The sequence below is a fragment of the Candidatus Thiodiazotropha sp. AKAK3 genome, assembly GCF_058244645.1.
The window spans coordinates 38,526-57,701 of sequence record NZ_JBSYOQ010000023.1 but is presented as its reverse complement, the minus strand read 5'-3'; the positions used below and the strand labels follow the sequence as shown (position 1 = coordinate 57,701).

Annotated in this window: 15 protein-coding genes; 11 read left to right on the top strand and 4 right to left on the bottom strand. The window is 48.0% G+C overall.

Translation table 11 applies throughout. The features are described from left to right. Window positions 1-192 precede the first annotated feature (192 nt). The 4 genes from AC4IE7_RS03680 to AC4IE7_RS03665 are packed head-to-tail and all read left to right on the top strand — an operon-like array spanning window position 193 to window position 5,862. Window positions 193-2,169 carry a hypothetical protein gene (locus AC4IE7_RS03680; RefSeq protein WP_490775451.1) on the top strand — a complete coding sequence of 659 codons (1,977 nt, stop codon included), beginning with the start codon at window positions 193-195 and terminating at the stop codon, window positions 2,167-2,169. Next, complete coding sequence (locus AC4IE7_RS03675; RefSeq protein ID WP_490775450.1) at window positions 2,170-3,156, top strand: HlyD family secretion protein; 987 nt, start codon at window positions 2,170-2,172, stop codon at window positions 3,154-3,156. After that, entirely contained in the window at window positions 3,153-4,568 is a 1,416-nt protein-coding gene (locus AC4IE7_RS03670) for a TackOD1 domain-containing metal-binding protein (protein ID WP_490775449.1), read from the top strand. The genes AC4IE7_RS03675 and AC4IE7_RS03670 overlap by 4 nt, the downstream gene beginning before the upstream one ends. Then, the gene (locus AC4IE7_RS03665) at window positions 4,558-5,862 is read left to right on the top strand and encodes a glycosyltransferase family 2 protein (RefSeq protein ID WP_490775448.1); all 1,305 of its coding nucleotides are present in this window, start codon (window positions 4,558-4,560) and stop codon (window positions 5,860-5,862) included. The genes AC4IE7_RS03670 and AC4IE7_RS03665 overlap by 11 nt, the downstream gene beginning before the upstream one ends. A 32-nt stretch (window positions 5,863-5,894) precedes the next feature. Here the strand turns inward: AC4IE7_RS03665 and AC4IE7_RS03660 are convergent, their stop codons facing one another. The 4 genes from AC4IE7_RS03660 to AC4IE7_RS03645 form a co-directional block, all read right to left on the bottom strand. After that, the gene (locus AC4IE7_RS03660) at window positions 5,895-6,110 is read right to left on the bottom strand and encodes a hypothetical protein (protein WP_490775447.1); all 216 of its coding nucleotides are present in this window, start codon (window positions 6,108-6,110) and stop codon (window positions 5,895-5,897) included. Window positions 6,111-6,121: 11 nt separating this feature from the next. Continuing rightward, the gene (locus AC4IE7_RS03655; protein WP_490775446.1) at window positions 6,122-7,060 is read right to left on the bottom strand and encodes a hypothetical protein; all 939 of its coding nucleotides are present in this window, start codon (window positions 7,058-7,060) and stop codon (window positions 6,122-6,124) included. Window positions 7,061-7,162: 102 nt separating this feature from the next. Continuing rightward, on the bottom strand, window positions 7,163-8,359 hold the full coding sequence (locus AC4IE7_RS03650; RefSeq protein WP_490775445.1) for an RtcB family protein: 1,197 nt from the start codon (window positions 8,357-8,359) through the stop codon (window positions 7,163-7,165). Beyond that, window positions 8,349-8,510: a hypothetical protein gene (locus tag AC4IE7_RS03645; protein ID WP_490775444.1), complete on the bottom strand. Its 162-nt coding sequence runs from the start codon at window positions 8,508-8,510 to the stop codon at window positions 8,349-8,351. Before AC4IE7_RS03645 ends, AC4IE7_RS03650 begins: the two co-directional genes overlap by 11 nt. Before the next feature lie 847 nt (window positions 8,511-9,357). Here AC4IE7_RS03645 and AC4IE7_RS03640 point away from each other — a divergent pair. The 7 genes from AC4IE7_RS03640 (at window position 9,358) to asnB (ending at window position 19,134) form a co-directional block, all read left to right on the top strand. After that, entirely contained in the window at window positions 9,358-11,532 is a 2,175-nt protein-coding gene (locus AC4IE7_RS03640; protein WP_490775443.1) for a glutamine synthetase III family protein, read from the top strand. Window positions 11,533-12,057: 525 nt separating this feature from the next. Then, window positions 12,058-12,450 (top strand): hypothetical protein, encoded by a 393-nt coding sequence (locus AC4IE7_RS03635; RefSeq protein ID WP_490775442.1) that lies wholly within the window; start codon window positions 12,058-12,060, stop codon window positions 12,448-12,450. 2 nt (window positions 12,451-12,452) lie between these two features. Continuing rightward, entirely contained in the window at window positions 12,453-13,691 is a 1,239-nt protein-coding gene (locus AC4IE7_RS03630; RefSeq protein ID WP_490775441.1) for a Zn-dependent hydrolase, read from the top strand. 29 nt (window positions 13,692-13,720) lie between these two features. Further along, entirely contained in the window at window positions 13,721-14,482 is a 762-nt protein-coding gene (locus AC4IE7_RS03625) for a cysteine hydrolase family protein (RefSeq protein ID WP_490775483.1), read from the top strand. Further along, complete coding sequence (locus AC4IE7_RS03620) at window positions 14,479-15,933, top strand: sodium:solute symporter family protein (RefSeq protein WP_490775440.1); 1,455 nt, start codon at window positions 14,479-14,481, stop codon at window positions 15,931-15,933. The genes AC4IE7_RS03625 and AC4IE7_RS03620 overlap by 4 nt, the downstream gene beginning before the upstream one ends. A gap of 139 nt (window positions 15,934-16,072) precedes the next feature. Continuing rightward, window positions 16,073-17,110: an aspartate/ornithine carbamoyltransferase family protein gene (locus AC4IE7_RS03615; RefSeq protein WP_490775482.1), complete on the top strand. Its 1,038-nt coding sequence runs from the start codon at window positions 16,073-16,075 to the stop codon at window positions 17,108-17,110. Between the two features lie 14 nt (window positions 17,111-17,124). After that, entirely contained in the window at window positions 17,125-19,134 is a 2,010-nt protein-coding gene (gene asnB, locus AC4IE7_RS03610; protein ID WP_490775439.1) for an asparagine synthase (glutamine-hydrolyzing), read from the top strand. Window positions 19,135-19,176: the final 42 nt, after the last annotated feature.

Sequence of the window (19,176 nt, the reverse complement as noted above, 5' to 3'; positions counted from 1 at the left end):
CGAATCTATTTTGTTACAAGATATTTTCAATTGTTCACTTGACTCTTGACGTTATCACTCCATACTCTTAAAAAAAGCTGTTTATCATATATTTACGTGAAATATTATAGTCGTTTACTTCTGCCTTCCCTGATACTTTTTTGCATTGCGCTGTCCGTTTTCGCAGAGACAGCCAGTTCTGATGCTGTATCGGTGAAAGGAACCAAGCTTTCAGCTGACAATCATCCTCTGCCAAGTAGTGCGCTGGAGGATGAATATTGGCAGTGGCTTACTCAACTGGCTGACGAACTGGACAAGATGATATCCCGTCAGCCAACTCTCCGATCAACGAGAAATCTCTTGAAAACCGATTGTGAAAGGTCTCAATCGGTTAACTATCGAGAGCAAGCGCTCTTGGCAGAAGCTGATCTGGCAAGAAAGGATCTTGGCCTCTATTTTGATGCTGGGGTAACTGATGAATGGGACTCAGAATTCGAATCAGAAGATAGTCAGCGGGCCTATGTCGGCTTGACGTGGCGAGTGCTCGAAGATGGCTATCGAGAGCAGCGGCACCGTGCCAATTTGGCTGAAGCCCGAGCAGAATCAGAAGTACTTCAGTCAAAGTTAGATCTGCGGAAATCACTTGAAACCTGTCGATATGATGCAACAAGGGATAGTTTTGCCCCTGTATGGCTGCCACTGCTGACCCTCAAGGAGTCTTTTCTGAGTAAGCTCTATGAGCTGCAAAAAGAGAGCTACTTGATGGGGGGAATATATTTAGATGATCTTCTCGACAGTCAAAGGGAGCTGAAATCGATACTTGAGCACTATCGCATGCTGCAGCATGGATTGGCGCAGCAAAATGATAGAATTGAGCCTGGAATGCCCCCGCTATTGGATCTGGATATGGCAGAAATTCGTCAACGAATTCAGGATGATCCTGAGCGGGAGAGGCTTTTGAATCTAAAACACTCTATTTTAGATCAACAGAGCATCTCCAATGACGATAAGCGTTTGCGTTTTTATCTTCGATATAACGTGCATGAGGATAGCCGCGAAAATGGTCCAACTGTTGGTGCAGCCTTCTCCATGCCACTTGCAGCTGGTCGTTATTCAGAGTCAATTGTGGATCTGCATAAAAAAGGTATTCAGCAGGAGATAGAAGATGGAGAGCGAAAAAGACTCAGACGAAGTGAGCTTGCCTATAGTGAATTGTTGGAGCAGCGTGAGCGCGTAGTAAAACAGAATTACCGCTATCTGGCAGCCTATGAACAGCTCAGGCGTACGATTGGAAGGCATCAATGGGTGGCTGGATCAGGAGAGTTTACACATGCTGTGACGAGGATGACTACCCTGATCGAAAGTGCCGTGGAACTCATGCGTGCTGTAGAAGAGATGTATAGACGGGTACATCGGGTGTTTGTCCGGGGGGGTATCTCCTACAGTCCTGAATTGGTAACACTTACGTCGCTACAAAATAGCACTTATCGGGCTAGAGAAGGGGGTAGGGCGGTATATATTTGGTCTGCCAGTTTTAACCGCTTTCCGAATGGATTGATTCAGGAATTTATACGTGCAAAAGGTATTAACGAGGTTATTCTGAGTGGCAGTGAGCAGATTCAAGATAAGAAGCTATCAGGGTTCCTGAGGGTATCAGAACAGAAAGGGGTTAAGGTTCAGCTGTTGCTTGGTGACAATAGCTGGCTTACCAAATCCAAGCAAAAAGCACTACTGGTCAGGTTGGGACGATTGATTGAGCGCAGTGGGCATCTACACATTGATGTTGAACCTCATACACTCGATGATTTTAAACAGAAGCGACGGACCTATCTGGAGAGCTACCAGCAACTGATTTCTGCGATTTCAAGTCGGCTTGGTAAACAGGGGCAAATCTCAGTATCAGTGCCGTTACATTGGGATCCACAGGACTATCAGCATCTCAATACTACAGTTGATCGTATCTATCTGATGGCTTATGAGATCAGACGGGTTGATACCTTGCAGCGTAGATTGGCTGAGGTTCTCCCTCATCTCTCACTCGAAAAAGTTGTCATTGCATTGCGGCCTGAGGATTTTATGAATGAAGTTGAACTTGAGTCTGTGATAGAGCAACTCTCGAAAAAATTTGGCGTGGAGCACTTTGCGCTACATGATATTGACAGTTATCTAGAACTCAGCGATGGGCAGTAGATGAGAATCAGAAACAAAAAAAGCTTTGTTGTAGTAGGGCCGGAAGGTAAAGCACCCAAGTCGATATGGTCAAAGTTAACCCATGTGGTCTACCTTCTATTCCTTATTCTGCTAGCTACATATTTAATCTATTTCATCTTTTACCGCTTCACTGCATTCGAATTGCAAGGTCAGGTAAGTGTAGAAAGAGTAAGAATCAGTGCTTTGCAGGGTGGACGTATAACTTTGCTCAATGTTCAAGCTGGGGAGTATGTAAAGTCTGGAGATCAGATAGTAATATTAGAAACCAATGAAACATGCATAGTAAAGTCAGATAAAACATTGCGCAAATTGAAACAGTCCATTGCATTAGATCAGCAACGTCTGAAACTCCTTAACAGTAGAAGAGATATTGTGGCGACTAGAAAGCAGGGTTTGCTGGATGAACGCAGACTTGGCAGGGTGTTGGAACTTGAACGCCGGAAATTGACTGAAACGCAGTCACTGCAACGTGACCTGGATGATTTGGATATGAAGATCCAGGTTATTACTGAGGAGATAAAACTGCAGCAATTTGAACTTCAACAGCAATCACAAATAGAAGACGAGACAAGTGACTGTGGACTGGAAAGAATTGTTGCACCAGTTGATGGAGTAGTGGTGGCAGTCAATCAGCACCTGTATGAGGTCATCAATCGAAAAGATACTATTCTGACCTTAATGCCGGACAAACCAGAAGTATGGGTCGAGGCCTTTTCTAAAAAAGATGAACGTTTGCCCAATCTATCCGGACAGAGTGTAGCTGTCAGATTGCCAAACAATGAGATCACGCAAGGAAAAGTTTCGAGTCTTCACGCTGCTGCATATCCATTCCCTGAAAGGGAATATGATATCTACACTCCTGAAGCGAGTTCACTAAGTCTAAAGATTATACCGATCAACAATGAGACAGCTGTAGAGTGGAGTAAATTCGATAGAATGGCTGTAACGGTAGAGGGCGAGCGATGAATAGAGGACTCTTGATTTCGGCTGATGAAAACCCGCTACGCTTACCCCTCTCGAATAGCGCAGAAGAATCTAATTGGCGTGGCTTGGATGCTGGCGCGGATGTTGATTATTTCCTCATTGATACACCAAATAAAGATCAAGCCAAAAAAATAATTGATTTAGTGAGGCATAAGTTGCTTCCGGCAGTCTATCTTAAACCGATTGTGTTAGTCAGTGTTTGGGGAGATCTGCCAAAATCATTGCAGGATCAATCTGATTTTGTCATTAGCCGACAGCAGATGAAGCGTGAATTGCCAGCAACCCTGTTGGATGAGATTGAGGCTCTTAATCGGCGTATCAACAGTCTGCAAGAGCAGAAATTAAGAGCTGATACCAACCTGGCGTTACGGCTTCTTCGCTACCTATATACAAGGGATAGGGAGATTGAGCCAATCCCTTCGATTCATAGTCGAGGAGGATTTACCTATCCAGGATTAGAGAGTCTTTTTGGCGTAAATGATCTGAGTATGTGGCAGACTATTGAATTTCTAACTGCTCAACATCTGATTCAGACTCGATTCATTACTCGAACACATCAGTGTGCGAGTTGTGGCTGTGCTTTTTTGAACTTTAAAGAGACTTGTCCTCAGTGCCAATCTGAAGAGCTTGATTCAGATGATTTGGTTCATCATTTTCGCTGTGGGTATACAGCAGAATTGGCAGATTTCAAACAACAGGAAAAGCTGGTCTGCCCTAAATGTGATCAGAGCTTGAAGCATATTGGCGTAGATTACGATAAGCCTTCGGTAATGTATCATTGCAGAGGTTGTGATCATCGTTTTCAAGAACCGGAAATTGCAACCACATGTTATGATTGCCATCGTACTGCACCACCCGAACATCAGATCCACCGCAATATAGATGCCTTTAAATTGAGTATGCTGGGAGTTAATGCTGCTCTGTTTGGTATCGACTCACTTTTTGCTTCGATACTAGAGCGTAAGCTACAGTTGCTTCCGCTTGATCTATTTGAACGATTTATATCTGTTGAGAAGGCGCGGATTATCCGTTACAAGCTTTCAAATTCAAGTTTGCTGCTTATTGATATCAAAGGACTTGAAGAGATCTACCTGAAACTGGGCGAGCGCACCAGCGAGGTCTACGAGGAACTTGCGAATCTATTTTATGCCATGTTGCGTAATTCAGACCTTATCAGTAGTCGAAACGAATCGCTATTTCTCATGCTGTTAACCGAAACCTCTCCCGATGATGCGAAAATTGTTCAACAGAGGTTAAGGCAGGGTGTGTCAGAGCTGCTTAAAGCCAGTTTGGGAACAACTCCTGAGATTATCTCGAATATTACCAGTGTAGACGACTCTTTAGACCTGACAGAGTTTATGGAAAAGTTTTTAAACGAAAACCATGCTGAATGATACTTTCGACTTTGTAACTGGTTTGAGTACAGGGCAGTTGATCGCCTATTTCTGGCCCTTCTTTCTATTCGACCTTACACGTTATGTATTGTTTGATGTTCTTATACTGACGCTATATTTACCAAGAAGAAAGCGTAACAAGCAGAGAAGGGCAGAAGCAAGGAGACTGCTTTTCCATGAGAAGCCTCTGGTCTCGGTGATCGCTCCTGGAAAGAATGAAGGTAAGCATATCCCAAGTTTAGCTGAATCGCTGACCAGGCAGACCTATAAAAATCTTGAGATAGTAATAGTAGATGATGGATCTGATGATGATACTGAAATTATCTGCAGAAAATTGCTCAAGGATGGAAAAATAGATCAATTTATCCGTAATGATGTGCGTGGTGGGAAGGCATCAGCTGCTAATACAGCACTATATTACTCAACGGGTAAATATGTAATCCATCTTGATGCGGATTCTGAACTTCGTTTCGACTCAATCGAAACAATCCTCCTGCCTTTCTATCAGGATTCCAAGATCGCAGCAGTAGGCGGTGATATCCGTGTCGCCAATCTTAACGATACAATGGCGACCAGAACCCAGGCAATTGAGTACTTCAAAGGGATATCTACTGGGCGAACGGTCTCTTCAATGCTGGGTATATTGCGCATAGTCGCCGGTGCCTATGGTGCTTTTCGCAGGGATGTTCTAGATCGGCTAGGTGGCTGGGATGTCGGCCCTGGACTGGATGGCGATATCACCATGAAAATACGTAAGCTTGGCCTGAAAGTGGTTCATGAACCCCATGCAGTCTGTTATACGAATGTGCCAACCAGTTTTCGTAAACTGGCGAAACAGAGATTTCGCTGGGACAGATCCATGGTGCGTTTTCGTGCAAGAAAACATTTTGATGTTTTGCTGCCAACGTCGAATTTCATGTTGAGTAATTTCATTGCAACAGCTGAAAACCTATTTTATAACCTATTTCTCAACTTCAAATGGTGGTTCTATCTTGCACAGGTAATATTTTTCTATGGTGCAATGCTTCACAATATTATAATAGTTAATTATTTACTCTACACCTTCGCAAATCTGGCAGAGTTCATGGTTGCTGTGGTATTGCTCAGAAAGACACTGCGCAAGCAGGATTTGTTACTATTTCTCTATCTGCCATTGATGCCACTCTACACTGGCTTATATCTAAGGATTGTTAGAACTTATGCCTATATCATGGAGTTTATACATAGATCATCCTACGCAGATCAATGGAATCCATGGAAAGTATCAAAGGTTGTCAAAAAAGATCGGCTTTAATATGTCTATATTTTCGAGATATCATCGACTCCCTAAGTAAAAAAACCGGGGCGTACCTGCTGCCCCGATTCCTGTTGATACTCGTTATTTGTATCGTCTATCTCATCTTGCCACTCTTCGATTGCACTATCTGTTAAACGTCTTGCCTGAACACGTGTTCCTGTTTTTGACTTTATATGTACCCCTCCTTTTCGCAGTAAAGGAGATTGGGCGACATGATTGCGTATAGGTCTATTCCGTTTTGGCATGGTAATTCTCCTTACAAGGCCAGTTTGTACCACTCAACCTGTTTTAGGTTACGTTTTTTTCGTTTAAAACCACGATCTGTCTTGATGAACTCAGGGTCTTCATTGGTGATTTGAAAGCAGAACTTCCTCGGAAGATCGGAGTAGATCGAACGAGGTGGAGATCCACCAAAGACCTGCTTTATTCTCTGCCCAGTTTCATGGGTATGGTAGTAGATTTTTCTGATCCCCAACTCTGTATAGATGAAGCGTATTGCAGCTGTCAGCATGGCTTCAGACCAGATGTTGTAAAATGGTGCTAGAACCTTCTCAGCATAGGTAATAAAGGCTTCCTGTTTACAATTACACCACTCTAAATGCCAGGGTGTAGATCCGATTTTGATACCCTTTAAGCAGTGCAATACCGACCGCACCCAATCACTCTGTATCTCTTCTATCAAGGCTTCGTTACTGTCTAAATCAAAGTCAATTCTTGCCCAGGCCAGAGTGTCACGGTATAGAGTGCGCTTGTTTCTATCCATAACCGGATGACCATTGTAGTTAAAGATATAGTCATCATCTGGTTTAACAAGACGGTGATAGGCTCGATTGTGCTTTTCTGAAAAATTTAGCTGAAGTACCAGGTTGCAGCCTTTACGAGTTGTTTGGTAGTCCCATCGATTACTATTGCCCCAGCGGTCGACTGTCAATACAAAGGGTTGACTGGTCTCTTTCCAGGTATGCTCAAATAGTTCTGGTGTCAGTTTGCCATGTCCATGGTGTGATAGCAGCGATTTAATATCTGGTTGGTTTAACAGATGCTGAAATTGTGACTGCTTGATTGCATTGACGCTGCACTGCTCCTTAGTGGCGCAGAAAAGCAGAAAAAAAGCATACTGACCCTTGAAGTAGTGAAACAGTGTGCGTTCTTCTGACAGGCAGGCAATAACTTCATCTAGTATCTCTTTCCTCATGACAATATCCTTTCTTGAAATCTGTTCGTTCTGCTCTATATTTTTTGTCTTCTTTAACTTTTCTCGTAAACATAATTGTTCTCCTGTGGTTTAAATCTATTGCTAACCTTTAATACAGATAATCTGTTTCAGTGTGTGTACTACATCAACCAGATCGTTCTGATTTTGCATAACAGATTCGATGTTTTTATAAGCATCAGGGATTTCATCTATAATTCCCTTGTCTTTGCGGCATTCAACCCCTTCAGTTTGGTTGACTACGTCCTGCTCAACAAATTTTCGTTTGGCTGCACTACGACTCATTTTCCTTCCTGCACCATGTGAGCAGGAGCAAAATGATTGAGGATTGCCCTTACCCCGGACTATAAACGACTTGGCGCCCATGCTGCCTGGAATGATGCCTAATTCATCTATACCAGCACTGATCGCCCCCTTACGTGTAACAAAAACATTTTCACCAAAATGTTTCTCCTGGGAGATATAGTTGTGATGGCAATTGATCGCCTCTTTAGTAATACCGAATTTTGGTAGTTTCTTTCGTAGTGTCTGGAGAATGAAATGCATCATTTCACGACGATTGGCAGTGGCATAGTCTTGAGCCCACTCTACCGCCTCAATATAGTCATCAAAATGTTTCGCACCCTCCTGGAAATAGGCTAAATCTTTGTCTGGAAGATTAACGATGTGTTGCCCCATATCTTTTTTTGCAAGATTGATGAAATATTGTCCAATTGCATTACCTACGCCTCGACTGCCTGAGTGAAGCATTACCCAGATATCATCGTTCTCATCTATACACAATTCGATAAAGTGATTACCGCCACCCAAAGTGCCAATTTGTCTAACCCAGGTTTGATAAGGTCTCTTCTGTAGAGAATAGATCTTTTTGTGCTTATTAATGATCCTGTCCAGCCCCCCGGAAAGGGCGCGGATAGTCGACTGACGTGCACGATCAGATTTATGCATGTTAAAACCAACTGGAATTGATTCTTCAATCCCCAATCTTATGGCTCTCAGATTGTCAGGTAGATCCTTGGCCTTAATCGATAGGCGTATAGCATTCATGCCACAGCCAATATCTACACCAACCGCCGCAGGAATAATTGCCCCCTTTGTCGGTATTACTGAGCCAACAGTGGCCCCTTTTCCATAATGCACATCAGGCATAGCAGCAACATGGTTATGTACAAAGGGCAGCTGTGCAATGTTGTAGAGTTGTTGCATGGCTTCAGCTTCCACTTCGTCTGTATAGATCTTTACCGGAACTCTGCCTTTACTGATTGTTCGTTTAATAGGCATGGTCGTTAACCTCGTCTGATACCGCAACTACTTGGAATTTGAGTGCAGGTACACGTTTTCTGGCAAGAATACGCGGATCGATGCCATCTTCAGAGTCAAGTTTGCTGCATAGTTTGTTAGCTTCAATAAGCCACTGTTTTGATCTCTTCATTGTTAATTCCTACACTATGGCGTGATAATGGAATTGCATAGGGCGCAATAATCCACAGCCGCCAGTAGATGTCAGCGTAAAATATTCAGTGCTATGTAGGAGCCCGGTCCAAGCGACCGGATGAAGTTACCGGAAGGTAATGGACACGAGGCTCATGAGTAGTTGAAATAGATTCATTCATTGCCTCCTGAAAATTGAAAGTAGAAAAGATGGAGCGGGACTCTACGATATGGATTTATCTCTGTCAATAAATATATATAATTACTTCTAAATAGTTGCTCCGCAGCAACTCTATGAATACAGAGGTGCCCTTAACACTGTGGCTGAATAGCTCAACAAGGTATTTAATTGATATTGTTACTACTGTCATAAACGGAGTCATCGTCTTATCTAAAGCACCAGAATTGACGGGCAGGGTACTACGCCACTCCAAAGCTTTTTGTGATTAAACAGATCTGTGTTGTCGGATTTAGTGCGTCCTAATACGGTAGCGCATGCACAGGTTTCGTGCGCAGGCGCACCTTGATAGTGCGTGTCTTCTGCAATTACCAGGTTATTCTGACAGGTATTATGATCTTTTTCGCCGCTAAGGTCTGGCATAAAGGGGTAAATTGCCCACATACCACCCATTCAACCACACCCCGTGTGCATCAATAGATATAATCTATTTTGTGGCATAAAAACTGCTCTGTTTAATTATCAACGTGAGATTAGTCATGAGCGCCCGCCATTCAATGCTTCGCTCCAAGCTGTCATATCAATCGCTCGCGTTTAATAATTTTTACCATCAATCTTACGGACGCGGTGCACCGTTTTCCGGTAGATAAACGATAATTGAGGAAACAATATGAGCCAGAGTGCAGCACGTTCCCATGCAGTTTTTGAAATCACTACAGGCGCACCGATATCAGTTAAAAAACCAGAGTCTTTGGAGAGTATCTGGGCCAGTGATGTCTTTACATTAATCAAAATGGAAGACGCCTTGTCGAAGTCCGCTTTCAAGGCAATGAAGAAAACTATGGAAACAGGTGATTCACTTGCACCTGAGGTTGCTGATGATGTGGCGGCTGCAATGAAGACTTGGGCACTATCCAAAGGTGCTGATTACTTTGCACATGTGTTTTATCCACTTACTGGTGCTTCAGCAGAAAAGCACGATAGTTTCATCGTCACTGACGCAAGTGGTAAAGCAATAACAGAATTCAATGGCAGTCTGCTGACTAAGGGCGAACCTGATGGCTCCTCATTTCCAAATGGTGGAATCCGTCAAACCAATGCAGCGCGCGGCTATACCTTTTGGGATCCAACCAGTCCCGCATTTATTCTTGATACAGAGAATGGTGCCACACTCTGTATTCCTTCGGTTTTTGTCTCCTGGACCGGTGAAGCACTAGACAAAAAAGTACCTCTGCTACGTTCCAATGCAGCCGTTAATGAGGCCGGAACCAAGTTACTCAAATTGATGGGTGAGAGTGAAGTGGCACCCCTTAATTCAAGTTGTGGTGCAGAGCAGGAGTACTTCCTGGTTGATGCAAAATTTGCAAACCTTCGGCCTGATCTGCTGTTGGCTGGTCGCACCCTGTTTGGTGCCCCTTCGCCTAAGGGACAGGAGTTTGATGACCACTATTTTGGTGCGATTCCAGAGCGTGTGCAGGTCTACATGGAGGATGTCGAGGAGTCACTCTACCGACTCGGTATTCCTGCCAAGACCCGACATAATGAGGTCGCTCCTGGTCAATTCGAAATCGCTCCCTATTTCGAGGCGGCCAACGTGGCGGCGGATCATCAACAGATGTTAATGACTGTACTTAAAAATATCGCCAAGAAACATGGCTTTGTATGTCTGCTGCATGAAAAACCCTTCGCAGGTATCAATGGTTCAGGTAAACATGTTAACTGGTCGATCGGAAATGCTACCCAGGGCAATTTACTCGATCCTGGTGACACCCCACATGAGAACCTTAACTTTCTTCTGTTTTGCGGTGCGGTCATCCGTGGCGTTCATAAATATGGACCACTGCTCCGTGCTGTTATTGCATCGGCCGGTAATGACCATCGTCTTGGTGCTAACGAGGCCCCTCCTGCTATCCTCTCTGTCTATCTTGGCACAGAGATAGAGCAGATTTTTGAACAGATTAAAGAGGGTAAGCTCGATGGGATAGGTGCCAGCGGTATAATGGATCTCGGTTTGTCACAGATCATCCCGTTTGCAAAGGACTCGGGGGATAGAAATCGCACCTCACCTTTTGCATTCACTGGAAATCGATTTGAGTTCCGCGCTGTTGGTTCGAACCAGTCTGTCTCTGGTCCGTTGATTGCAATGAACACCATCCTCGCTGATTCACTAAACTGGATGTCCGAGAAACTGGAGGCGGAACTTGCCAAAGGTTCCGAGCAGCCAGCTGCTGTAATTGCAGTTTTGAAGATGTTAATAAACGAACACAGTGTGGTTATTTTTGGTGGTGATGGCTACTCAGCTGAGTGGCACAAGGCTGCTGTCGAAGAGCGTGGACTTTTGAATCTCCCTACAACGGCAGATGCTTTACCCTACCTCTGCGATGATGATGTCAAAGCGCTGTTTGAGCGCACGAATGTATTGTCTCCGGTGGAGCTTCAGAGTCGTTACGAGGTCTATACCGAAATTTATATCATGTCGATTGCAGTCGAGGCCAAGCTGGTTGTTGAGATGGCCAAGACAATCATCTATCCAGCTGCAATGCGCTACCTGGCAGAGCTTGCTGATACAGATGCAGCAATAGGTGCTATGGGTATTGAGCTGGATCGATCGGTAGCCAAGAAAACAGCTGAAAGTGCCAATGCCATGATTGCGAAAGTTGCAGAGTTAAGCGAGGTCTGTAGCCGCGAGGAGTTTGCATCTACCGATGAGCATATGCAGTTTTGTGCAATGACGATTCGTCCACTTATGGACGAGGTACGCTTGTACGCGGATTCACTTGAAGCTGAACTCGCTGACGAACAGTGGCCATTGCCGAAGTATCGCGAGATGCTTTTCATCAAGTAAGACAGCATCAATGTGATATTGAGAGTGGCGGGATTCTCTCTCTAAAGATCCCGCCACTTGCATATTGCCGCTGTCAATATTTCTTTGGGTGAAGTTTAGTAGCTTGGCGAAATACAACTTGGATTCAGTGATCAGAGTAGCTGGAAGAGGGGAATAACAGTCAGCTGGTCTGGCTTTTATTCCATCAGAGGTTTACTTGGTATTGATTGATTGTGACACGGAAATACCGTCTTATGAAAGGGGTAGTAGTTCTGGGATTTATAAGCATATCCTTTAATTAGGCATGAAAATTCTTTATGATGTTCACTAGTTACGTTGCTGTCGCCCCTAAAATTGCCAGGCAGAAACGAATCAAAGCCTTTCTCCTGAACAATGAAAACGACCTGATAATATAAAATATTTGTCGCCTGGAAGACGATGCGCTGCTCACCATCAATCTCCTTTTCGCATGGCTTAAGTCATCGCGCTGAGTCGAGCTTAACCTCTGGCAATACGGCTAACACCGTAACTGCTATGTCATCCCCCGTGGCCATCAGAATCACGATTTTACTGATACTCTTGCTGAACGCTGTCAATTCATTTGCAGTGGAGCTGGAGGTTTCACCTGAGCGTTCCACCAGTGGCACCTTTAATCTCAGCTGGAAGGGGGAGGTGGGGGAGAGCTACCGTCTGTTCCAGGTCGATAGGGGTGATCAGTCTGATTTGATCTATCAAGGTGTGGATACCGCGCGAGTTATGACCGGCTTGCCCGATGGTGACTATATCTATCGGGTAGAGGCGGCGTCAGGCAGCAGCGAGCCACGTAAAGTCACAGTTGCTCACCATAGCCTGGTTCGAGCCTTCAGCTTCTTCGGCGTTGGCCTGGTGGTCTTTATTGCTACAGTGATTATGATTGTTCGCGGCAGCAAGGGGCACTAAGCATGGAGAGTGAGTTACGCATCAACTTCGAACGCTTGAAGCAGAATCTGGACGACCTTTCCAATATCGGTCGGGAAAAGGATCACGGCATCTACCGCATGGCCTTCAGTGATGGGGATATGGAGGCAAGGCGCTGGCTCTCGCAACAGATCGAGTCTGCCGGTCTGAGTCTCTACCAGGATGGTGCCGCCAATCTGGGGGCACGTCTCAACTGGACTGATGACCGACCGGTGGTAATGACCGGCTCACACATCGATACAGTCCCCGGAGCTGGCCACCTGGACGGCGCACTGGGTGTTATCTGTGGTCTTGAAGCTCTGCGGGTTCTGCATGAACAGAATGTTTCACTAAGCAGCCCAGTTGAGCTGGTCGCCTTTTCCGATGAGGAGGGGCGGTTTGGAGGTCTACTTGGTTCCCAGTCTCTGTGTGGCCTGTTGACACCGGAAGCGATCCTCGCAGCTGAGGATCTGAATGGGATACGCCTTACCGAGGCTATGCAGCAGCAGGGGCTGAATGCTATGGATGCGCTCTCCGCCCAGCGCGATCCCGGCAGCATAAAGGCATTTCTGGAATTACATATCGAACAGGGGCCGGTACTTGACCGTCAAGGCATGCAGATTGGTGCGGTTGATGCTATCACCGGACTCTTTAAATGGAATGTGCGCCTGATCGGCACCGCCAACCACGCAGGTACCACCCCAATGGAGATGCGCCAAGACGCCTTCCAGGGGCTGGCCGAGTTTGCCAGTCAAGTCGACCGGGTACTGGAAGAGCACGGCTCGCCCCGTAGCAGAACCACTATCGGCCGTGTCGAACTCTTCCCCGGTGCTGCCAATGTTGTACCTGGCATCGCCGAGTTCTCGCTTGAGGTCAGGGATACCGATCAGCAGGTGCTCGAAGCCTTGGCTGATGCTTACCGCCGGGCTCTCTCGGCCATAGCTCGCCGTCGTGACCTGATGTTTGAATTCGAAGTTCTTAGCACTATTGAACCCATACAGTGCCACAGTAGCGTGATAACTGCCGTGGAAACCTCAGCCCGGGATCTTGGTCTGGAGAGTCATCGTATGCCCAGTGGCGCGGTGCATGACACCCAGATTATGGCCTCCATGGCACCAGCAGGTATGGTTTTCGTGCCGAGCAAGGAGGGGCGAAGCCACTCCCCGGCAGAGTGGACGGCCTGGAAAGATATTGAAGCCGGCGCTAACACCTTGCTTAACGCTTTGGCCCGGCTAGCAGCCTGAAAAAACTACGATAAGAAGTAATGCCCATGATGCAAAAAGATAAACTGGCAGAATCGATTGAGACAGGCGGTGAGTTTGTCAATCTCGATCCCTTACGCAATACCTATCGGGAGGCGATCACTGAAACTCCCGCAATAAAAAGTTCTCTGCGCCATGCTGACACCGCGCTGCTCTGTATCGATATGCAGTATCTCGATGCAGCGCCTGGCTACGGGGTTTTTGCCGATGCCGCTGCTTCCGGGGTGCCGCTGGAGGCCCAGGAGTACTATTTTGATCGGCTTAAGTACACTGTATTGCCCAGCGTCAACAGACTACAGGAGGCATTTCGCAGATTCGATCTGGAGGTGATCCATACCCGCATTCAATCTCACACCTCTGATGGACGTGATCGCAGTGCAGGCCACAAACGACTCGGCCTGCATGCAGCTCCAGGTTCCAAAGAGGCTGAGTTTCTTGAAGATGTGGCTCCCCAGGGGGATGAGATTATTATCAATAAGACAGCCTCAGGTGTCTTCAATTCCACCAATATCGAGTACATCCTGCGTAACATGCATATCACCGGTCTGTATGTTACCGGTGTCTACTCCAATGAGTGTGTCTCCACGGCCATCCGTGATGCATGCGATCTCGGCTTCCATGTCACTTTGATCTCTGACGGCTGTGCCACTGTGACCCCTGAGCTGCAGAAGGCGACTATTACCACCATGAAAGATCGCTATGCCAGGGTGCTCAATGCCAATGAGGCCATTGCCGAATTAGAAACACTATTTGAGTCGCGTAAAGCGTTGTGAACAGCGTCAACTCCGCCATCCTATCTCCCTCTACCGGCTGGTTTATTCTTGCGGTCTTCAGTCTGCTATGGGTAGCGCTTGGATGGTGGTTTGGTCGTGGCAACAAAGATCTGGAAGGCTATATGCTGGCCGGGCGAAAAGTTGGCATGGCGCTGGGTACCGCCACCGCCATGGCTACCTGGGTCACCAGCAACACCACGATGGCAGCGCCGCAATTGGCTCTACAGATGGGTATTTGGGGCATGATAGGTTACTCCCTGGGTTCTGTCGGCCTGCTGCTCTTCGCACCTTTGGCGCGTCGTATTCGCCAGCTGATGCCTGGCGGTTTTACCAGCGGTGACTTTATCCGCCTTCGCTATGGCAAGACTGCCTGGCGGGTGTTCCTCGCCATCTCTCTTTTTTACGCCTTGGGTTGGCTCATCTCCATGGGCATGGCCGGTGGTGTTCTGATCCATGCCCTCACTGGCATCGACTACCAGTTTGGAATGAGCGTGATCGTGCTCATCTGTGTGCTCTATACACTGCTTGGAGGACTGCGAGCAGTCATCGGCACAGATTTCCTGCAGACCCTGATTATTCTGGTCGGTATCGTGGTGCTGGCCTGGCTGGCGATCGATAAGATCGGCTTCGAGACCATGCACACGGCCCTTGAAAAGGAGCGCCCTGAGCTGCTCAACCTGCTGATGCCTGCGGCGATCATGTTCCTCTTCAATAACCTGCTTTTCGGCGTTGGTGAGATCTTCCACTCCAACGTCTGGTGGAGCCGCGCTTTCGCCTTTCGTGAGGGGGTGGGTTTCAAGGCCTATCTGGTTGCTGGTCTCTTCTGGGCTCCGATACCGATCGTCGCTGGATTTATCGCACTGAGTGCGCCAGCCCTGAATCTGAACATACCTGCTGCCGATATGGTTGGCCCTATGGTAGCCGCAGAATTGCTTGGCACCGGTGGTGCGATACTGGTCTTTATCGTCGTCTTTGCTGCGCTCGCGTCGAGTCTTGACTCGCTGTTGGCAGCTACCTCCGATCTGATCCTCACCGACATATACAAGGGACATTTCAAACCCGATGCCGATCCGGAGATGCTGGCCCGTGCAGCACGCTGGGTGATCATCGGTCTGGGTATCGCCACCTGGCTGGTCTGCCTGCCAAGGCTGACTACATTGGCGGCTCTACTCCATTTCACCGGAGCTTTTGTGGCGAGTACCATCTGGCCAATCGCTACCGGTCTCTTCTGGTCCAGAGCCAATGCGACCGGTGCCACTCTGGCCATGGTGCTTGGTACTGCTGCCGGACTCACTGCCTATTTCCAGGTCGGTTTCTATGTGGCTGCGCTGGTCTCTGCCGCTGTCTCCATGAGCGTCGTATTGATTGCGACCTGGAGTAGGCCGGCGGACTTTGACTGGCAGGATCTTGATCCCGACAAACTCACCGCAAGACAGGAGTCAGGTGTATGACTGCATCCGTCACTTTTCTCTCTATCCTGGTAGGCGGCGCTACTTTCATCGCAGCGCTGATTCCATTCATTTTGATCGCGCTCTGGCTCTTGGACCTGCGTCGTGGGAGGCTGTGGTGAATAGTTATCTCGACCCTCGCCTGAAAGATCCTATCGAAGAGGATACACTCGATAGACAAGGCTTTGAGCGCCCCCATGAACTGATGCAGGTGGTGGAGGAGGATCTGTTACCACTCCTGGAACTGGCCCACAGACCAGTGATCTCATCGCGTCAGTTCAACCGGGAGCAGTTGATCCAACTCTGCCGCTTGGCCGCGCGCTTTGAGACCCAGCCTTCAATTATCAGCCGGCCACTCACCGGGAAGATTCTGATCAGTGCTTTCTATGAACCCAGTACCCGCACTCGTCTCTCGTTCGAGAGTGCCTGGCACCGATTGGGGGGGGATATTATGTCGATCACCGATCCCGCCTCTACTGGTATTGCCAAGGGTGAATCACTCTTTGATGTGGGTGAGATGCTGAATCATTACGGCGATATGGTGGTACTGCGTGACAGCAATCAAGATGCTGTGTATGAGATGCTTGAAGCGCTACGAATTCCTATCATCAATGCTGGAAACGGCCTGGATGAACACCCCACCCAAGCCATGGCCGATATCTACGCTCTTCTCAAATGGAAGCCTGAGCTGGTAGCCAGGGAGTCGAGTTGTCGAGTACGTATTGGTATCATCGGTGTCCCCAGCCGGATGCGTACAGTACGCAGTTTGCTGATCTACCTGTCGCAGTTTTCACAGGGCATCGATGAGGTAGTGATCATCGCTGAGGGCAATAGTGACAGTGAGATGTTTGATCCCAGTCAGCGGGAAGAGTTGGAGGCATCTGGACTGAAACTCAGTGTCACCGACGACATGCAGAGTGTGCTCCCAGAACTTGACGTGGTCTATATCAATGCCATTGCCTGGACTGGCGACAGCTACGAATCCCACGGCACAAAGTATACCTTGAGTGCCGACTCCAACTTCAAATCTGATGCTATTGTTTTGCATCCCCTTGCGCGGGGTGCTGAGTTGGATCGTAGTTTGGACGACACAGCGCACAACTGGTACTTCGCCCAGGCACGTGGTGCTGTCTTCATTCGCATGGCCTTGCTTTCGACCATGCTCAAAACATTCAGCTAAGTGGATATTTAATCATGTGCGGTATTGCAGGTATCTTTCACGCTGATCGGGACAAACCGGTCTCTCCAGAAACCCTGGTTGCGATGGCGGCCATTCAGTACCATCGCGGGCCTGACGGTTTTGGTTGGCAGGCGATGCAGGGCATAGGTTTCAGCCACGCCCGTCTGTCAATAATCGATCTGGATGAGAACCGGGGGCGTCAGCCTTTTATTACTGAAGATAAACAGTTGATGCTGACCAAGAACGGTGAGCTCTACGACTATAAGCGTATCCGCGCAGATCTTACTGCGCGGGGGGCTCGCTTTCAGACCAAGAGTGATTCGGAGATCATCCTCCACCTATACCCGCGTCACGGTCTGGCCGATACCCTGACTCACCTGCGTGGTGAATTCGCCTTTGCCCTCTACGACAAGCAGGAAGATACCCTGCATCTTGTGCGCGACCGTTTTGGCATCAAGCCCCTCTACTGGACTCAGGTAGGAGAGACCCTGGTCTTTGGTTCCGAACTCAAGGTTCTATTTGCCCATCCTGAGGTGCCACGTCGTTTCGATCCGCAGGGCCTCTATCATCAGCTGATGCAGACCATTGTCCCTGGCTCCACCGCTTTTGACGGCATCCATCAGGTCAAGCCCGGGCATGTGGTGACTATCCGTCGCCGTAACAATAAATTGGAAATTTCTGACAAACGTTATTGGGACATGCCTTTTCCAGAGGATGGTGTACATGCTGACCTCAGTGAGGAGGATGCAATTGAAGGTGTACGCGCCAAACTGTTAGAGGCGGTCAACCATCGCCTGGAGGCTGATGTACCAGTAGGCTGCTATCTCTCTGGTGGCATCGACTCCTGTTCCATTCTGGGGCTGGCATCAGCGGCTCAACAGTCACCGGTGAAGGCCTTTACCATTGGCTTTGATAGTGCACAGTATGATGAGACCCCGATCGCCACCGAGATGGCCCAGGCCACAGGTGCTGATCAGGATGTGCTGCGGCTCTCCGCAGACCACCTCTACGACAATTTCGAAGAGACCCTGTGGCACACAGAGCGAACGATTTACAACACCCTGGCAGTGGCCAAGTTTTTAATGAGCCGCCATGTGCGTGACGCTAACTATAAAGTTGTGGTCACCGGAGAGGGCTCAGATGAACTCTTTGCCGGATACCCGGCTTTCCGCAACGACCTGTTTCTGCACGGCCTTGACCATCTGCCTGAGGCAGAGCAGCAGGAGTGGCGCCGAATGTTGCATGAGAATAATGCCTTGTTTAAAGGTGCCATGTTGGCAGAGAACGAGATTGATGATCCAGCTCTGACAGCGAAGATTGGTTTCACCCCCGCTTGCTTACAGCCCTGGTTGTCCAGTTCCTCTTTCGTACCGGGCATTCTCAACCCGGATATGGCAAATACGCTCAAGGATTACCGACCTGGTGATGCGATCGCTGAGGCACTCGATGCAGACAGTCTTGCAGGTCGCCATCCCCTGGATCGCGCGCAATATGTCTGGATCAAAACCATGCTGGAGGGGCAGATCCTCACCTGGGGTGGTGACCGGGTCGATATGGCCAACTCGATGGAAGCCCGTCCTGCATTTCTCGATCACCATTTAGCTGAATTCGCCGCCACCCTACCGCCCTCTATGCGTATCAAGGGTAAAAAGGAGAAGTGGGTGCTGCGTGAAGCGATGAAAGGGCTGTTGCCGAAGGTGCTCTACGAACGCGAGAAGTTTGCCTTTATGGCGCCACCGGCTCATACCGATCCTAAGAAGTGGCAGGCGATGCAGGCTCTGGCTGACAAATACCTGAACCCTGAAGCGGTCGAATCAGCCGGGCTTCTCAGTCGCGCTGGTATCGAAGCTCTGTTTAAACAGCATGACGATCCCAACACCACAGACGCCACCAGAAATACTATGGATGCGGTATTCAACCACATGCTGGGCGTGCAGGTGTTGCATGAGCAGTTCGTAGCCACTGATCTACCCGCGCAGGCTTTGGCCAAGGCAAAAGAGTTGGGGTGGTCTCACCTGGAGTAGGGCAGGCCTTACTAACCAGGCCATAACCATCCCGATACTTAT

What these genes read in the sequence shown, in the direction of transcription:
- AC4IE7_RS03670 (WP_490775449.1), top strand. Translation starts at nt 3,153, where the DNA reads ATGAATAGAGGACTCTTGATTTCGGCTGATGAAAACCCGCTACGCTTA.
- AC4IE7_RS03665 (WP_490775448.1), top strand. Translation starts at nt 4,558, where the DNA reads ATGCTGAATGATACTTTCGACTTTGTAACTGGTTTGAGTACAGGGCAG.
- AC4IE7_RS03640 (WP_490775443.1), top strand. Translation starts at nt 9,358, where the DNA reads ATGAGCCAGAGTGCAGCACGTTCCCATGCAGTTTTTGAAATCACTACA.
- AC4IE7_RS03630 (WP_490775441.1), top strand. Translation starts at nt 12,453, where the DNA reads ATGGAGAGTGAGTTACGCATCAACTTCGAACGCTTGAAGCAGAATCTG.
- AC4IE7_RS03655 (WP_490775446.1), bottom strand. Translation starts at nt 7,060, where the DNA reads ATGAGGAAAGAGATACTAGATGAAGTTATTGCCTGCCTGTCAGAAGAA.
- AC4IE7_RS03675 (WP_490775450.1), top strand. Translation starts at nt 2,170, where the DNA reads ATGAGAATCAGAAACAAAAAAAGCTTTGTTGTAGTAGGGCCGGAAGGT.
- AC4IE7_RS03660 (WP_490775447.1), bottom strand. Translation starts at nt 6,110, where the DNA reads ATGCCAAAACGGAATAGACCTATACGCAATCATGTCGCCCAATCTCCT.
- AC4IE7_RS03645 (WP_490775444.1), bottom strand. Translation starts at nt 8,510, where the DNA reads ATGAAGAGATCAAAACAGTGGCTTATTGAAGCTAACAAACTATGCAGC.
- asnB (WP_490775439.1), top strand. Translation starts at nt 17,125, where the DNA reads ATGTGCGGTATTGCAGGTATCTTTCACGCTGATCGGGACAAACCGGTC.
- AC4IE7_RS03625 (WP_490775483.1), top strand. Translation starts at nt 13,721, where the DNA reads ATGCAAAAAGATAAACTGGCAGAATCGATTGAGACAGGCGGTGAGTTT.
- AC4IE7_RS03650 (WP_490775445.1), bottom strand. Translation starts at nt 8,359, where the DNA reads ATGCCTATTAAACGAACAATCAGTAAAGGCAGAGTTCCGGTAAAGATC.